The following is a 16,041-nucleotide window of genomic DNA, read 5'->3' as shown; positions in this document are numbered from 1 at the left end:
GACCATGTCCCGGCTTTTCTCACTCCAAGAGCCCGGCCGCCGTCAATTCGGAAAGGCAGGCGTCGACATGGGTGCGCGCCGACTCGGAATCCACCCCTGCGCGTCGCCCGTATTCACCGCGCACGGATCCCACGTCGCGCCCGTCGCACAGCGAATAGATGAGCCATGACCGCGCGTTGAGCCAGTGCATCGCGGCGGTGTCCGTGTTCACCAGGAGCAGTTCCCCCCGCTCGGGCAGCGGCCGGGCCATCGCGCACGCGGTACGGCGTACCACCGCGCCCTCCGGCACGGCCGGCGGCTGCGCCGGGGCCACGCCCGCCACCCCCGTGGGCGGCGTGACCCCGGCGTCCTCGTGCACCAGGTGCAGTGCGTCGAGGAGCCAGCTCAGGAACCGCCGGCCGTCGGGCGTCAGGCGGTCCTCCGGCAGGCCGAGGACGTACCCGGCCAGGTAGCGGGCCCGCTCCAGGCTCGACCCGTAGGTGCCGTTGCGGGCCGCCTCCGTGCCCGGGCTCACCTCGTCGACGACCTCCCCCGACGGCGGATCCCCGAATTCCGCCCGGAGCGTGTCGTCCGCGTGCCGGGCGGCTTCCTGGAACACCAGCATGTGGACGTAGAAGTGGAGCGCCACGAGCACCCGTACGAGCCGCCAGGACGTCTGCCGCCACGGGATCGGCACGGACAGGTCCGCGTCCCGCAGGAGCGCGCCCGAGCGCAGCGCGTCGAAGAGCTTGAGGTGGACGCCCTCGTGCAGGAGGGTCTCGGCGGCCGTCCACGGGTCGGCGAGCCGCTCCGGCGCCATCAGGATGGCCGACGGGAGGGGGTCGCCGCCCGAGAGCGACTGGAGGGGGCCGTCGGCCGACTCGCCCCGGGTGAAGCCCACGACGGAGACGTGCCGCAGCACGCTGGGCCCGACCTGCGGGAGCAGCCGCGTGAGCAGGTCGGCCCCGCGGGTCAGCCGCCGGCACATCTCCGGGGTCGGGATGACCGGGTCCGCCGCCGGCCCGCCCTCGATGCTGCCGTCGTAGAGCCGGCGCAGCCGGGCCGACAGCCCGCCCGGCACCCGGTCGGCCGGGCTCATCTCGGTCCACAGCCAGGCGGGCCCGTGCTCCGGCCACGGCCTGACGTGGGGGGTGGCCATCCGCTCGCACGGCCCCAGGCCGTCCGGGTCGAGCGGCAGGCGGGCGGCCACTTCGCCCAGGCCGAGGGCGCCCGAGTAGCCGTTCTCCAGCTTGACCACGTCGTCCTCGAAGGCGTTGCGCAGGACGGGGTCGCCGAGCAGCGGGAGCAGCTGCTCGCGGTCCATGAGGGACAGGCGCCGCAGTACGTCAGGGTGGCGGGTGTCCTTCCGCGCCAGCAGCTGCAGGCCGAGGACGAAGCGGGCCACGTTGCGTTCTGCGATGGCCCCGGAATCACCGAACCGGCCGTCGGCGACCAGAGTTGCGTCCGCGCGGCCGATCTTCTCTCGGGAGGAATGACGTGAGGCTACAAGCGACATCGAAAGCACCGTCCGGTACGGAATGCGGGAAGCGGAAATCGGGAAACGGGAAGCGGGAAGCGGGGAGGGGGCCGAAAAGGAAAACCGGGGGGTGCCCGGAACTGGCACCCCCCGGTCCGGCGTCACGCTCAGGCAGCGGCCGGTGTCGCCCAGTAGGCGGGAATCCAGGCGCGCTCCTCCGCGGCATCCCGTCCGATCTGCGGGACGCTCTCGACCGCCAGCCAGTTCTGCGCGATGGCCGGGAATTCGATCTCCAACTGCGGCATCAGCTTCTCCTCTCGCCGGCTCCCCCTGGAGCCGACTTCGCCAGGATGCTCGAATCCGGTCCTGACCTGCATGAGGCGGCTGTCCCGTACTTGTCCCGGTACCGGAAATCCGGCAGGGCACAAAAAAGCCCGGCCCCGCACGGAATTCCGTGCGGGGCCGGGCTGTGAGCCGCTTACAGCTCAAGCGCCTACTTGGCGGACTTGGCGCGCGACGCGGTGCGCGAGCGCTCCTTCTGGTCCAGGACGACCTTGCGGATGCGGACGGCCTCCGGGGTCACCTCGACGCACTCGTCGTCGCGGCAGAACTCCAGGGACTGCTCCAGGGAGAGCCTGCGCGGCGGAATCACGTTCTCCGTGTTGTCCGCGGAAGCCGCACGCATGTTGGTGAGCTTCTTCTCCTTGGTGATGTTCACGTCCATGTCGTCGGAGCGCGAGTTCTCACCGACGATCATGCCCTCGTACACCTCGGTGCCGGGCTCGGTGAAGAGCACACCGCGCTCCTGCAGGTTGATCATCGCGAACGGCGTGACCGAACCCGCGCGGTCCGCGACCAGCGAACCGTTGTTGCGGGTGACCAGCGGGCCGAACCACGGCTCGTGGCCCTCGTGGATGGAGTGGGCGATACCGGTACCGCGGGTGTTCGTCAGGAACTCCGTACGGAAGCCGATGAGGCCGCGGGACGGGACGACGAACTCCATGCGGACCCAGCCGGAGCCGTGGTTCGACATGTTGTCCATGCGGCCCTTGCGGACGCCCATGAGCTGCGTGACCGCGCCCATGTGCTCCTCGGGGACGTCGATCGTCATGCGCTCGACCGGCTCGTGCACCTTGCCGTCGATCTCCTGCGTGACGACCTGCGGCTTGCCGATGGTCAGCTCGAAGCCCTCGCGGCGCATCTGCTCGACCAGGATGGCGAGCGCGAGCTCACCACGGCCCTGGACCTCCCAGGCGTCCGGACGCTCGGTGTCGAGGACGCGCAGCGAGACGTTACCGATCAGCTCGCGGTCGAGGCGGTCCTTGACCTGGCGCGCGGTGACCTTGCGGTCCTTGACGGCGGACTTGGCGTCCGCGCCCTTGCCCGTGCCGCCGCGGCCGACCATCGGGGAGGTGTTCGTACCGATGGTCATGGAGATCGCCGGCTCGTCCACCGAGATCAGCGGCAGGGCGATCGGGTTCTCCGGGTCGGCCAGGGTCTCGCCGATCATGATCTCGGGGAAACCGGCGACCGCGCAGATGTCACCCGGGCCCGCCACCTCGGCCGGCTTGCGGGTGAGCGCCTCGGTCATCATCAGCTCGGTGATGCGGACGTTGGAGATGGTGCCGTCACGCTTGATCCACGCGACGGTCTGGCCCTTGCGCAGCTCGCCCTGCTCGACGCGGACGAGCGCGATGCGGCCGAGGAAGTTGTCGGCGTCCAGGTTGGTGACGTGGGCCTGGAGGGGGGCCTCCTCGTCGTACACCGGGGCGGGGACGTGCTCCAGGATGGTGGAGAAGAACGGCTCCAGGCTGTCGCTGTCCGCGGGGACGGTGCCGTCCTCCGGCTTGGTCAGCGAGGCCACGCCGTCACGGCCGCAGGCGTAGACGATCGGGAACTCGATCTGGTCCTCGTCCGCGTCCAGGTCCAGGAAGAGGTCGTACGTCTCGTTGACGACCTCGTCGATCCGGGAGTCCGGACGGTCCGTCTTGTTGATGCAGAGGATGACCGGCATCTTCGCCTGCAGGGCCTTGCGCAGGACGAAGCGGGTCTGGGGCAGCGGACCCTCGGAGGCGTCCACCAGCAGAACGACGGCGTCCACCATCGACAGACCGCGCTCGACCTCACCACCGAAGTCGGCGTGGCCGGGGGTGTCGATGATGTTGATCGTGATCGGGGCCCCGCCGTCCTTGGGGTGATACTTCACCGCCGTGTTCTTGGCGAGGATCGTGATGCCCTTCTCACGCTCCAGGTCGTTCGAGTCCATCATGCGGTCGTCGAGCTGCTGGTGGGCGGCGAAGGCACCGGCCTGCTTGAGCATGGCATCGACGATGGTCGTCTTGCCATGGTCGACGTGGGCGACGATGGCGACGTTACGGATGTCGTGGCGCGTGGGCACTTCGGCGCTTCTCCCGGGATCGTGGATGGCGTCGCGTACGGCCTGGCACGCGCGCCTCGGCCGGGCGAAAACCTGCCACGGCCTTACCCCATGGTACGTCGCGCGGCGGGAACCGCCCGCCGGGGGGTCTGTCAAGAGGCCGGACGAATGAGGACGGCCGGGTGCCGTGTGGGGGGCACCGGCCGTCGGTCCTGCCGGAAATCGTGCGGGTCAACGGGTGTCTACGACCTTGCCCGCCGGAGATCCGGCGGGCAAGGGACTTGAGTCACATCTGAGCTTGGAAGCCGAAGGTCAACCTGACAGGCACCGCTTTGTCACCACTTCTTCGCCCACTCTCCTTCTGCGCCTACTTCTGCTTGTCCTTCGCCGTCGCGGGCTTCTTCCAGCCGATGTCCTGGAAGCGGGGGGTGCCGAGCCCGAAGGCGCCGGCGTTGGCCAGGGACGGCTTGACGGCCACCAGCTCCGGGCGCTGGTAGAGCGGGACGGAGCCGGCGGCGGCCCAGATCCGGGCGTCCGCCTTGCGCATCAGCTCACGGGCCTGCTCCTCGTCCAGCTCGCCGGCCGCCTGGTCGAAGAGCTGGTCGATGTGGTCGGTGCCGACCCGTGTGTAGTTCTGTTCGACGAGGAGCGAGCCGTCGGCGGCCGGCTCCGGCTTGGCGAAGATCGGCCGGGCGTCGGTGGCCGGGTAGGCGGTCGCGGGCCAGGAGTAGAGCGCCAGGTCGTACTGGCCCGAGGCGATGTGGTCCTTGAAGAAGCTCTCGTCGGCCACCTTCTTGATCTCGGTGTTCACCCCGACCTTCCGGAGCATCTGGGCGATCCGCTCGCCGACCGCGCGCAGGGCCTCCGATCCGGGGCCCGCCGGCAGCACGAAGCGCAGGTCGAGCGGCTTGCCGTCCTTGGCGAGCATCGCGCCGGAGGTGCGGGCGGCCTGCTTGGCCGGGGCCGGGGTGCCCGTGGCGGGGTCGGCCGGCTCGGCGGCGGCCCCGGCGGCCTCACCCGCCTCGGCGTCCTTGCCGTCGTCTGCGGCGGCCGCCGCGGCGGCAGCGGCAGCGGCCTGGGCGCGCAGGAAGGCCTCCTGCCGGGCCCCGAACGGCCCCGGTGCGAGCACCGGGGACGGCTGGTCCTGGGCCGCCCCCGGCCCGTCCGGCACGAAGGCGTACGCCGCTCCCTCGGAGAGGGCGCGGTGCGTGCCGCCGTGGTCGCCGTTGCGCTCGTCGTCCTGGCCGACGATGTAGAGCCCGTCATTGCCGGTGCCGGGGCCCTGGGGGGTCTTCGCGTCGTCCTGCGGCGCGCTCTCCGGCCCCGCCTTGGTGCCCGCCGGTTCGGTGATCTTGCCGCCTCGGCGCCAGCCCGCGTCCGCGAGGAGGGCCTGGGCCGCCTGGGTGTCCTGGCCGCCGAGGGCGTCGCTGTTGTCGGCGTACGCCGGCTGCCCGGCCAGTGCCACGTGGCTGCCGACCGGCTTCGCGGGCAGGCCGAGCGGCTTCAGCACGATCTCGGCCAGCTCCTTGCGGTTCAGCGCCCGCGCCACCGCCCGGCGCACCCGCTCGTCGGACAGCGGACCGGCGGCGCCGTTCATGGCGAGCTGCGTGTAGGCCGGCTCCAGGGACTTGCGGACGGTGAACTTGCGCAGGGCCGCCTGCTCGTCGGCGTACCGCTGGACCGAGGCGACGTGCTTCTTGCGGCTCTCCGTCTCCGCCAGGGCCTTCTCCTCGTCCGCACCGAAGGCGATCGCCCAGGACAAGGTGGCCTGCGCGGCGGTCATCGAGGCGCCGGGGCCGTGGGCCGGGGCCCCGCCCGCGCCCGTACCGACCGCACCGCCCGCGCCGCCCCGCTTCGCGTCCCGGTGGGCGAGCGCGATCCGGTCGGCCCCGGAGCGGTCGATCTCCGCCAGATCGACCTTCCCGGCGGCCAGCGCGGCCGGGCGTTCCGCCCGGGGCACCGCCGTCAGCACCAGGCTGTCCAGCTTGGCCGGCCGGCCCCACCAGCGCGGGTTGCGGGTCAGCGCGGCGGTACCGGTCTTCTTGTCGATCGCCCCGAGGCCGAAGGGTCCCGCGGTGACCTTGAGGGCGCCGCGGGCCCCTTCGTTGAAGGCCTCCGGGGTGGCGGTGACCTGCTTGGGGTACAGGGGGCTGAACAGGGAGCGCCAGTCGGCGTACGGCTTGCCGAAGGTGACCTTGACCTCCAGGTCGGTCTTGCCCCGCTCGATCTTCTCGATCCGCTCGTAGCCGGCGTTGCGGGCCGTCCAGAACGCCGAGTCCTTGCCGTTCAGGGCCCGCCACTGCGCGACGAAGTCGGGGGCGCCGATCTCGCGGCCGTCGCTCCACACCGCCTGCTGGTTCAGCTTGTACAGGACGACCTGCTTGGGCTCCCGCTCGACGACCTCGGCCTTCTCCAGGTAGTCGGGATTGGCCACCGGCCGCCCCTTGGCGTCCAGCACGAACAGCTGCGGCAGCACGGCCGCGGCGATCCGGTTGGTGGTGGCGTCCGCGTCGGCCTGGAAGGTGTTCAGGGTCTGCGGCAGGGAGTCCACCGCCCAGCGCAGCACACCCCCGTCCGCGACCTTGTCGCGCGCGGTCAGCGCGATGTCCGGTCCGGCTGCGACCGGCCCGCCCTCGTCGTCACCCGCGCCGCAGCCCGTGAGGAGCGGCAGTGCGAGGACTCCCGAGGTCAGGAGCGCCAAGGACCTGCGCCTTCTCTGGGACATGGGTGGTACCTCCGGGGGCGGGGCGTGCGGGAAGCATGATCACGTTCGGCGGTATATGGAGCTGATCACACCGGTTGCCGGAATCCACTGAAATCGACGGCCCGCCACACCCCCCGCAGCCGCCTCGCGCCACGCCGCTAACCCCACCCGTGCGGACCAATCCCGCTTGCGCGCCGAAGAGCGTTCCCTCGGAAGAGGGATGAGAATGGGGTCCAGGGAGGGGCGCACAGTTCACGCCTGCGCGCCCGCAATCGCTGCACGTCCCTTCACAACCGGGGACGTGAAGGGCGACACTGCCAGGCGCACATGAGCGTTGCCACCGCACCCTGCGGAAGTGAGGGCAAGAATCATGTCCCTGCAAGACGATCTGAATGCCGTACGGCGCAACCTGGACGAGCTGACACGCAAGGTCGAGCAGCTGGAACAGAAGGCCAAGGGGAAAGCTCCGGCGACCCCGCGGACCGGCACCGCCCCGCCGGACCCGTCACGGATGGTGACGGTCCCCGACACCCCGTACGACAGCTCGCTGTGGACGGACACCGACGACGAGGGCCTGGGCGCCCGCGACCGCCGCGCCCCCTGACGTCCCCGCGACCCGCGAGCACCCCCGTACGCCCTTCACCCATCTGGCCCGGCCGCCCCCGGCGGCCGGGCCTCCTGGGCCCGTCACTCCTCCCGGAGTCTCCTTTGGCCACAGGCACACAACCACCCCAGCAGCGGCCCGGCGGCGTCCACGACGCCTCCCGGGCCGCGATCACCGCCCGGCACCTGCGGACCGACCGGTGGTGGCTGGCCCCCGCCGGCACCGCGGCCGGGCTGCTCGCCTTCATCGTCTACTCGACGTGGCGGGCCTTCGCGAACGCCGACTACTACGCGGCCCCGTACGTCTCGCCGTTCTACTCGCCCTGTCTGGCGGAGAACTGCGTCCCGATGAAGGACGGCCCCAACTGGGAGATCTTCGGCAGCTGGTGGGGCCTGTCCCCCGCCCTGCTGATCCTGGTCTTCCCGCTGGGCTTCCGGCTGACCTGCTACTACTACCGCAAGGCCTACTACCGCGGGTTCTGGGCCTCGCCGCCCGCCTGCGCGGTCGCCGAACCGCACGCGAAGTACACCGGCGAGACCCGCTTCCCGCTGGTCTTCCAGAACATGCACCGGTACTTCTTCTACGCGGCGCTGCCGGTCGCGGGGATCCTCACGTACGACACCGTGCTGACCTTCCGCGACGAGCACTACGCCTGGGGCCACATGGGCCTGGGCACGCTGATCTTCCTCGTCAACATCGTGCTGATCTGGGCCTACACCCTGTCCTGCCACTCCTGCCGGCACATCATGGGCGGCCGCCTCAAGCACTTCTCGAAGCACCCGGTGCGCTACCGGCTGTGGGGCTGGGTCAGCCGTCTCAACACCCGCCACATGGAGCTGGCGTGGGCCTCCCTGATCAGTGTCGCCCTGTGCGACTTCTACGTGTACCTGGTGGCCAGCGGCGCCTTCACCGACCCGAGGATCTTCTAGATGACTCAAGTGGAACGGCAGCAGTGGGACGTGGTCGTGGTCGGCGCGGGCGGCGCCGGGCTGCGGGCCGCGATCGAGGCCCGCGAGCGCGGCGCCCGTACGGCCGTGATCTGCAAGTCCCTGTTCGGCAAGGCCCACACGGTGATGGCGGAGGGCGGCATCGCCGCCTCCATGGGCAACGTCAACGAGGGCGACAACTGGCAGGTGCACTTCCGCGACACCATGCGCGGGGGCAAGTTCCTCAACCAGTGGCGGATGGCAGAGCTGCACGCGAAGGAGGCCCCGGACCGGGTCTGGGAGCTGGAGACCTGGGGCGCGCTCTTCGACCGCACGCCCGACGGGAAGATCTCCCAGCGCAACTTCGGCGGCCACGAGTACCCGCGCCTCGCGCACGTCGGGGACCGCACCGGCCTGGAGCTGATCCGCACCCTCCAGCAGAAGATCGTCCAGCTCCAGCAGGAGGACTTCAAGGAGTACGGGGACTACGAGGCCCGGCTCAAGGTCTTCCAGGAGTGCACGGTGACCCGCGTCTTGAAGGATCGCGGCCTCACGGACGGGGAGAGGGTCTCGGGGACCTTCTGCTACGAACGCGAGTCCGGCCGCTTCTTCGTCCTGGAGGCCCCGGCGGTCGTCCTGGCCACCGGCGGGATCGGCAAGTCCTTCAAGACAACCTCCAACTCCTGGGAGTACACCGGCGACGGCCACGCGCTGGCCCTGCTCGCGGGCGCGCCCCTGCTGAACATGGAGTTCGTGCAGTTCCACCCGACCGGCATGGTCTGGCCGCCGTCGGTGAAGGGGATCCTCGTCACCGAATCGGTGCGCGGCGACGGCGGGGTGCTGCGCAACAGCGAGGGCAAGCGGTTCATGTTCGACTACATCCCCGACGTCTTCAAGGAGAAGTACGCCGAGTCGGAGGAGGAGGGCGACCGCTGGTACGAGGACCCGGACCACAACCGGCGACCTCCCGAGCTGCTGCCGCGCGACGAGGTGGCCCGGGCCATCAACTCCGAGGTGAAGGCGGGCCGCGGCTCCCCGCACGGCGGGGTGTTCCTGGACGTGTCCACCCGGATGCCGGCCGAGAGGATCAAGCGGCGGCTCCCGTCGATGTACCACCAGTTCAAGGAGCTGGCGGACGTGGACATCACCGCGGAGCCGATGGAGGTCGGCCCCACCTGCCACTACGTGATGGGCGGCATCGCGGTCGACTCGGACACCGCCGCCACGGTCGGGGTGCCGGGGCTGTTCGCGGCGGGCGAGGTCGCGGGCGGGATGCACGGCTCGAACCGGCTCGGCGGCAACTCCCTGTCCGACCTGCTGGTCTTCGGGCGGCGGGCGGGGCTGCACGCGGCGGAGTACGCCTCCGGCTCCGGCGTGCGCCCGGAGGTCACCCAGGCCGAGATCGACGCGGCCGCCTCGGAGGCGCTGGCCCCGTTCCACGCGGAGGACGGCGCGGAGAACCCGTACACGCTCCACCAGGAGCTCCAGACGACCATGAACGACCTGGTCGGCATCATCCGCCGGGCGGGCGAGATGACCGAGGCCCTGGAGAAGCTGGCGGGCCTGCGCGAGCGGGCCGCCCGGGCCGGAGTCGAGGGGCACCGGCAGTTCAACCCGGGCTGGCACCTGGCCCTGGACCTGCGGAACATGCTGCTGGTCAGCGAATGCGTGGCCCGCGCCGCCCTGGAGCGCACCGAGAGCCGGGGCGGGCACACCCGCGAGGACTGCCCGGCGATGGAGCGCAGCTGGCGCCCGGTGAACCTGCTGTGCAGGCCCGTGGTGCCGGCCCCGGCGGATCCGGCCGCCGACCGCATCGCCCTCGAGCGCACCCGTACCGACCCCATCCGTTCCGACCTGCTCGCGCTCTTCGAGAAGGAAGAGCTGGTCAAGTACCTCGCCGAAGAGGAGCTGTACGCATGAGTACGTACGACGCGAGCTTCCGGATCTGGCGGGGGGACGCGGAGGGCGGGGAACTGCGGGACTTCACCGTCGAGGTGCACGACGGCGAGGTGGTCCTGGACATCGTCCACCGGCTGCAGGCGACGCAGGCCTCGGACCTCGCGGTGCGCTGGAACTGCAAGGCGGGCAAGTGCGGCTCGTGCAGCGCGGAGATCAACGGCCGGCCGCGGCTGCTGTGCATGACGCGGATGTCGACATTCGAGCGGTCCGAGACGATCACGGTCACCCCGCTGCGCGCGTTCCCGGTCATCCGCGACCTGGTCACGGACGTCTCCTTCAACTACCAGAAGGCCCGGGAGGTCCCGGCCTTCGTCCCGCCGGAGGGGGTGGCCCCGGGCGCGTACCGGATGCAGCAGATCGACGTGGAGCGCTCGCAGGAGTTCCGCAAGTGCATCGAGTGCTTCCTGTGCCAGGACACCTGCCACGTGGTGCGGGACCACGAGGAGAACAAGACCGCCTTCGCCGGTCCGCGGTTCCTGATGCGGGTGGCGGAGCTGGACATGCACCCGCTGGACGCGGCGGCGGCCGAGGGCCTCGACCGCAAGCGCACCGCGCAGGAGGAGCACGGGCTGGGCTACTGCAACATCACCAAGTGCTGTACGGAGGTCTGCCCCGAGGGCATCAAGATCACCGACAACGCCCTGATCCCGCTGAAGGAGCGGGCGGTGGACCGCAAGTACGACCCGCTGGTGTGGCTCGGAAGTAGGATCCGCCGCCGTTCCGACACCGAGTAGTCCGAGCGCGGTACACAATGCCCCCTGAAAGAACGCCGGTTGACGTGATGTCAGGGGGCCTCGTGGCGCAAGCGGGGGATGTGCTGGCAGGCCGGTACCGACTCGAGCAGCGGCTCGGGCACGGCGGCATGGGCGAGGTGTGGCGCGGCCTCGACCTGGCGCTGGGCCGGTCCGTGGCGGTGAAGCTGCTGCTGGAGGTGGTGACCAGCCACGAGGCCGTCGTCCGCTTCCGGCGCGAGGCCACCATCGGGGCCCGGCTCCAGCACCCGGGGATCACGGTCGTGCACGACGTGGGACAGCACGACGGACGGCCTTTCATCGTGATGGAGCTCCTCGCCGGCGAGGACCTGGCCTCGGTGCTGGCCCGTACGCGGGGAGGGCTGCCGGTCGATGACGCGCTCGGGCTGGCCGCCCAGACGGCGGAGGCGCTGTCCGTGGCGCATGCGCAGCAGGTCGTCCACCGCGACCTGAAGCCCGGCAACCTCTTCCTGCTGCCCGGAGGGCGGCTGAAGATCTGCGACTTCGGCATCGCGCACTCCTCGGAGTTGACGGCGGGCCTGACGGTCCCGGGCCGGATGTTCGGCACGGCCCCGTTCATGGCCCCCGAGCAGGTACGGGGCGAACACGTGGACGCCCGGTCCGATCTGTACGCGCTGGGGTGCGTGCTCTACGCCCTGCTCAGCGGAGAGCCGCCGTTCGGACTGGCCGAGCCGTTGTACCTGCTGTTGCGCCGACAGGTCGAGGATGCCCCGCGCCCGCTGGGCGTGTCCCCCGCACTGAACCGGCTGGTGCTGGCCCTGCTGGCGAAGGCCCCGGCGGACCGGCCGGAGTCGGCGGAGGCGGTGGCCAAGGCGCTGCGGGAGCTGATGGGGGCGGGCGCCGCGGCCCGGGCGCCCGGGCCGGCCGCGGCGGGCCCGGGCGCCGGGGTGCCTGCGGCTGCCGAAGTCCCCCAGTCTTACGAGGCGTTCCTGCGGGAACTGGTGCTGGAGGCTGCGGAGGGGGTGCGTGCCGACCCCGGCACCGGGGAGTTGCGCGTGAAGGCCCTGGCGGTCGGCGCCGACGCCGCGGCACGCTTCGACGCGGGCCTCGCGGGCCGGCTGCTGGCCGATGCCGAGCTCTGCGCCTGGACCGAGGGCAAGGGCGACGGGGCCCGGACCGCCGAGCTGCTGACCGTGCTCGCCCGGCACACCTACCCGCACGCCCCGGCGCGCACGGAACGGCTGCTCACGGATGCCCAGCAAGCGCTGTTCACGGTGTTCGGCCCGAACCGCGAGGGCCCTCTGCGCAAGGTCGTGCAGGAGCTGGCGGGGGTCGCCCCGGAGCGCGCTGCTCAGCTGGCGCTGCGCCTCTTCACCGGCCAGGCGGGCGACCGGGTCTGGGCCCGCATCGTGGTCGCCACCGCCGCCCGCAACGACCTCGAGCTCGCCGAGCGGCACCTGCCCCGGATCGGCGGCGCCGGGCTGCGCGCCGCCACCGAGTCGGAGATCGTCGGGATGATCGCGGCCAAGGACCTGGCCGCCGGGCTGCGCCGCGCCGAGCTGATCCACCACCCGGGCGCGCGCGCCTTGGCCATGCTTCGGGTGACGCAGGCCCACGAGGGCGTCGCCGATGTGGAGGACTCGAATGCCGTCGTACAGACGGAGCGGGCCCTCGCGCGGGCACGGGCGCGGGCCACAGCCCTGCGGGAGACGGCGGCCTGGCTCGCCGAGCGGGGAGAGCGGGTGCAGGCCGAGCGGCTGCGCGGGGAGGCGGACGACATGCTGTGGGCGGGGTTCGAAAGCTCCGGGGCCTCGGAGATCGACGCGCTCACAGCCGCACTCGCCGAGGCCGGCCGACGGATCCCATGGGGCCTGGCGCCCTCCGTGGACCTGGCGACGGCTCGCGAGCGGGCCGCCGCGGCCCGGGCCGCACACCCGCAGGGCCCCGAGCGGGCGCACGCGCTGGCCCTGGTCGCCCGGCAGTGCGGAGAGGACAGGCCCTGGAGCCCGGAGCTGAGGGAGCATCCCGGTATCCCGCCCGCTCACCCCGGGGTGAGGGCCCCTGGGGCCGCGGCCCGCACCGGCCACGGGCTCCGGTGGCGTAGGGCGGAGAAGCCGGTGGTGCTCCGCCGGGCCGGGGACGGCGTGGCGTGGACAGCGGGGGACGAGGTGGGCTCCGTACGTGCCGACACCGGGGCGATCCGCTGGAGGGCCGCTGCCGACGCGGGGGTGCCGGCGCCACCGCCGGCCGGGCTGACGTCTGTGGCCTGCGCGGCGGACGCCGAGGGGACAGCCGTCTTCGTCGCGGTGGAGCGGTGGGACGGGCCGGGTGTGCGGCTGCTGGCCCGGGAGCCCCTGGACGGCCGGGTGCTCTGGTGGCGGGACCTGCCCGGGGTGAGGCCGACGGACTCGCCGAGCCCGACGCGTTTCACGGTGGCCGGGAACCTGGTGCTCTACGCGGGCCGGGAGGCGGTGACGGCCCTCCGCGCGGCCACCGGGGAGGAGGTCTGGCGGCGTGCGGGACCGTTCACGTCCGCCCTGAGAATGACGGTCGGTCCGGACTGTCTGGTCATCGCCGACCAGGACCGGCTGACGGGCCTGCACCTGCCGAGCGGGGCCCTGCTGTGGCCGGGGGCGGCGGAGGGGGCGCCGAGCGTGCCCGCCGGCCCCGTCCATGTGCTGGACGGAAGTGTGCTGCGCGCGCTGCACCAGGGCAAGGGCCTGCCACTGTGGTCCTGCGAACTGGGCGTGCCCGCCTCGGGCGTCCTGGCCGAGGACGGGGCGGTGTACGCGGTCAGGGCGGATCCGCAGACGCGGGCGAACTCGGTGGTCGCCATCGACGCCGAGTCGGGCCGGGAGCGGTGGTGCCGACGGGTCACGGGGCAGGGCGACTCGCGGTACTGCGCGCTCGAACTACTCGGCATGCGCGCGGGCCTGCTGTACGTGAAGTCCGCGAGGGGCAACCACGGCCTCTTCCGCCGCCGCTCCCCGTTCCTGACCGCCCTGAGCCTCGCCACCGGCCAACGGCGCTGGCACTTCGAGCATCCCCGCATCAGCCACCGCGGTGCGGTGCTGTACGGGGACAGCATCGTCATCGCCCTCCCCGAGCTGACGGCGATCGCCCTGCCGTGACTCCGGGTGCGAACGGGTGGAACCACCCATAATCTCCCAAATGTGACTGCGCCGAGAAGCAAAACAGTCGTACGGGCCGGGCTCGCGCTGGCCGCCGCGCTGCTGGCGCTCGGCGGCTGGGGCGCGGCCGGGGCGCCGCCCGCGCGGGCCGAGGATCCCGTCACCCTGTCCGGGCAGGGGCAGATCACCGACCGGGTCGGCGCGCTCGGCGACCGGAAGGCCGCGGTCACCGCCGCGCTCGGCAAGCTGTACGCCGACCGGCGGATCCAGCTCTTCGTGACGTACGTACGGGACTTCTCCGGGCGCTCCGCCCAGAGCTGGGCCGACGCCACCGCGGAGAGGAACGGCCTGGGCCGGGACGACGTCCTGCTGGCGGTGGCCACCGGGGCCCGCCAGTACGCCTACTCCGCCGCCGCCGACTCCGGATTCACCGAGCAGCAGCTCGCGGAGGTCGCCCGGACGGCCATCGAGCCCGCCCTGCAGCAGAACGACTGGGCGGGCGCCGCCATCGGTGCGGCGAACGGCTGCAACGCCGTGCTCGGCGGGCAGCCCGTACCGGTGCCGGCCATCACCCCGGGCCCCGCCGATCCCGGCGGCGGGGCGAGCGGGGAGAGCGGCGCCGGGGACTACGTGCTCCCGGTGGTCGCGGTCGGCGCGGCCGGCGCGCTCGGGGCGTACGCGTACAGCCGCCGCAAGCGCTGGATCTCCGGCGGCGGGCGTTCGGCGAAGACCGGGCCGGGCTGGCCGGAGGGGGCGCCCGACCGGCTCCCGCTGCCGGAGCTGGACGCGAAGGCCACGGCGCTGCTCGTGGAGGCCGACGACTCCATCCGCACCAGCATCGAGGAACTCGGTTTCGCCACCGCGCAGTTCGGCGACGAGGCGGTCGCCCGCTTCAAGACGGCCGTGCAGTACGCCAAGGACGAGACGACGCACGCCTTCCGGCTGCGCCAGCAGCTCGACGACGCCTACCCCGAGGACGACGCGACCCGGCGCCGGATGCTGGACGAGATCGTCGCCCGGTGCACCGAGGCGAACCGGCGGCTGGACGCCGAGACCGCGGACTTCGACCGGCTGCGGGACCTGGAGAAGAACGCCCCGCAGGCCCTCGCCACCGTGGAGGCGCACTTCCAGGCCCTCACCGGGCGCAGCACGACGGCCGTGGCCACCCTGACCGCGCTGAAGCAGCGGTACGCGGACTCCGCGTCCGCCCCCGTCGCCTCCAACCCCGAACAGGCCGAGGACCGGCTGCTGTTCGCCACCACCCACCTCGGCGAGGCCCGCGCGGCCGTCGACGCGGGCGACAACGGCCGGGCGGCCGTGCACGTACGGGCCGCCGAGGGCGCGGTCGACCAGGCCGCGACGCTGGTCGACGCGGTGGAGCGGCGGGCGCAGGAGCTGGCGGAGGCGGCGGGGAAGCTGCCGGGCGCGCTGAACGAGACGGAGACCGACCTCGCGGACGCGGGCGGGCTGCTGAGCGGCACCGCGGAAGGCACCTCGACGGCGGACCTGCGCGGCCGCATCGGCCGCGCCGAGGCCGTCCTGGCCGACGTACGGCGGGAACAGGCGGGCGGCCGGTACGACCCGATCAACGCGCTGCGCCGCGTCGAGGAGGCCGACGCGGCCCTGGACGAGGCACTGGCCGGGGCGCGGGAGCGGGAGTCGGGCAGGCAGCGGGCGGCGGCCCTGCTCGACCAGGCCGTGCTCACGGCGCGCAGCGCGATCGGCGCGGCCACGGACTACATCACCACCAGCCGGGGCGCGGTCGGCAGCCGGGCCCGCACCCGGCTGGCGGAGGCCCAGCGGCACATGGAGCGGTCGGTGTCCCTGACGGGTCAGGACCCCGCGGCCGCCCTGACGGAGGCCCAGCAGGCGGACGCGCTGGCCCGGGAGGCGCAGCAGCTGGCGGAGCAGGACGTACGGGCGTACCAGGACCCGTACGCGGGCCGGCGGGCCGGCGGCGGACAGGGCGGCGCCGTACTCGGCGGGATCATCCTCGGCGAGATCCTGCGGGGCGGCGGCCGGGGCGGCTTCGGGGGCGGCGGTGGCTTCGGCGGCGGGAGCTTCGGGGGCGGCGGCCCCGGATCCTTCGGCGGCGGCGGAACCCGCGGCCGGATGGGCGGCGGCGGCCGCTTCTGAACCCCAGCGCGTACTCACCCCCCTTGACCAGGAGA

At 72.6% G+C, this 16,041-nt stretch carries 10 protein-coding genes and 2 pseudogenes; 8 read left to right on the top strand and 4 right to left on the bottom strand.

The window, feature by feature from the left end; genetic code table 11:
- Positions 1–19: 19 nt before the first annotated feature.
- From ACIPUC_RS21370 to ACIPUC_RS21355, 4 genes are all read right to left on the bottom strand, one after another.
- The gene (locus ACIPUC_RS21370) at positions 20–1,495 is read right to left on the bottom strand and encodes a PqqD family protein (protein ID WP_446591306.1); all 1,476 of its coding nucleotides are present in this window, start codon (positions 1,493–1,495) and stop codon (positions 20–22) included.
- A gap of 128 nt (positions 1,496–1,623) precedes the next feature.
- Positions 1,624–1,761, bottom strand: coding sequence for a hypothetical protein (locus tag ACIPUC_RS21365; RefSeq protein WP_446591304.1), 138 nt, complete (start codon positions 1,759–1,761; stop codon positions 1,624–1,626).
- 188 nt (positions 1,762–1,949) lie between these two features.
- A complete protein-coding gene (gene typA, locus ACIPUC_RS21360) occupies positions 1,950–3,854 on the bottom strand; it encodes a translational GTPase TypA (protein ID WP_446591303.1) in 1,905 nt (634 codons plus the stop codon).
- Between the two features lie 346 nt (positions 3,855–4,200).
- Positions 4,201–6,558, bottom strand: coding sequence for an ABC transporter family substrate-binding protein (locus tag ACIPUC_RS21355; protein WP_446591302.1), 2,358 nt, complete (start codon positions 6,556–6,558; stop codon positions 4,201–4,203).
- A 349-nt stretch (positions 6,559–6,907) separates the two neighbouring features.
- Between ACIPUC_RS21355 and ACIPUC_RS21350 the strand changes: the two genes are divergently transcribed.
- The 8 genes and pseudogenes from ACIPUC_RS21350 to ACIPUC_RS21315 all read left to right on the top strand — a co-directional run bounded on the left by ACIPUC_RS21350 (position 6,908) and on the right by ACIPUC_RS21315 (position 16,006).
- Positions 6,908–7,141: a hypothetical protein gene (locus ACIPUC_RS21350; protein ID WP_446591300.1), complete on the top strand. Its 234-nt coding sequence runs from the start codon at positions 6,908–6,910 to the stop codon at positions 7,139–7,141.
- Positions 7,142–7,245: 104 nt separating this feature from the next.
- On the top strand, positions 7,246–8,070 hold the full coding sequence (locus tag ACIPUC_RS21345; RefSeq protein WP_446591299.1) for a hypothetical protein: 825 nt from the start codon (positions 7,246–7,248) through the stop codon (positions 8,068–8,070).
- Entirely contained in the window at positions 8,071–9,987 is a 1,917-nt protein-coding gene (locus tag ACIPUC_RS21340; RefSeq protein ID WP_446591298.1) for a fumarate reductase/succinate dehydrogenase flavoprotein subunit, read from the top strand. It begins immediately after the preceding gene.
- Complete coding sequence (locus ACIPUC_RS21335) at positions 9,984–10,760, top strand: succinate dehydrogenase/fumarate reductase iron-sulfur subunit (protein ID WP_446591296.1); 777 nt, start codon at positions 9,984–9,986, stop codon at positions 10,758–10,760. Before ACIPUC_RS21340 ends, ACIPUC_RS21335 begins: the two co-directional genes overlap by 4 nt.
- A 17-nt stretch (positions 10,761–10,777) precedes the next feature.
- Positions 10,778–11,596 (top strand): annotated as a pseudogene (locus ACIPUC_RS21330) (serine/threonine-protein kinase); the annotation flags it as partial.
- Positions 11,597–11,626: 30 nt separating this feature from the next.
- Positions 11,627–13,372 (top strand): annotated as a pseudogene (locus ACIPUC_RS21325) (outer membrane protein assembly factor BamB family protein); the annotation flags it as partial.
- Positions 13,373–13,393: 21 nt separating this feature from the next.
- Positions 13,394–13,870 (top strand): outer membrane protein assembly factor BamB family protein, encoded by a 477-nt coding sequence (locus ACIPUC_RS21320; protein WP_446591868.1) that lies wholly within the window; start codon positions 13,394–13,396, stop codon positions 13,868–13,870.
- 42 nt (positions 13,871–13,912) lie between these two features.
- On the top strand, positions 13,913–16,006 hold the full coding sequence (locus ACIPUC_RS21315; protein ID WP_446591295.1) for a TPM domain-containing protein: 2,094 nt from the start codon (positions 13,913–13,915) through the stop codon (positions 16,004–16,006).
- Positions 16,007–16,041 lie beyond the last annotated feature (35 nt).

The organism is Streptomyces sp. LARHCF249, assembly GCF_052871255.1.
The sequence above is the reverse complement of the archived record's forward strand: the minus strand, read 5'-3'. Positions and strand labels throughout refer to the sequence as shown.

Coding starts and splice junctions, on each gene's coding strand:
- ACIPUC_RS21370 (WP_446591306.1), bottom strand. CDS start 1,495: ATGTCGCTTGTAGCCTCACGTCATTCCTCCCGAGAGAAGATCGGCCGC.
- ACIPUC_RS21365 (WP_446591304.1), bottom strand. CDS start 1,761: ATGCCGCAGTTGGAGATCGAATTCCCGGCCATCGCGCAGAACTGGCTG.
- ACIPUC_RS21355 (WP_446591302.1), bottom strand. CDS start 6,558: ATGTCCCAGAGAAGGCGCAGGTCCTTGGCGCTCCTGACCTCGGGAGTC.
- ACIPUC_RS21350 (WP_446591300.1), top strand. CDS start 6,908: ATGTCCCTGCAAGACGATCTGAATGCCGTACGGCGCAACCTGGACGAG.
- ACIPUC_RS21340 (WP_446591298.1), top strand. CDS start 8,071: ATGACTCAAGTGGAACGGCAGCAGTGGGACGTGGTCGTGGTCGGCGCG.
- ACIPUC_RS21335 (WP_446591296.1), top strand. CDS start 9,984: ATGAGTACGTACGACGCGAGCTTCCGGATCTGGCGGGGGGACGCGGAG.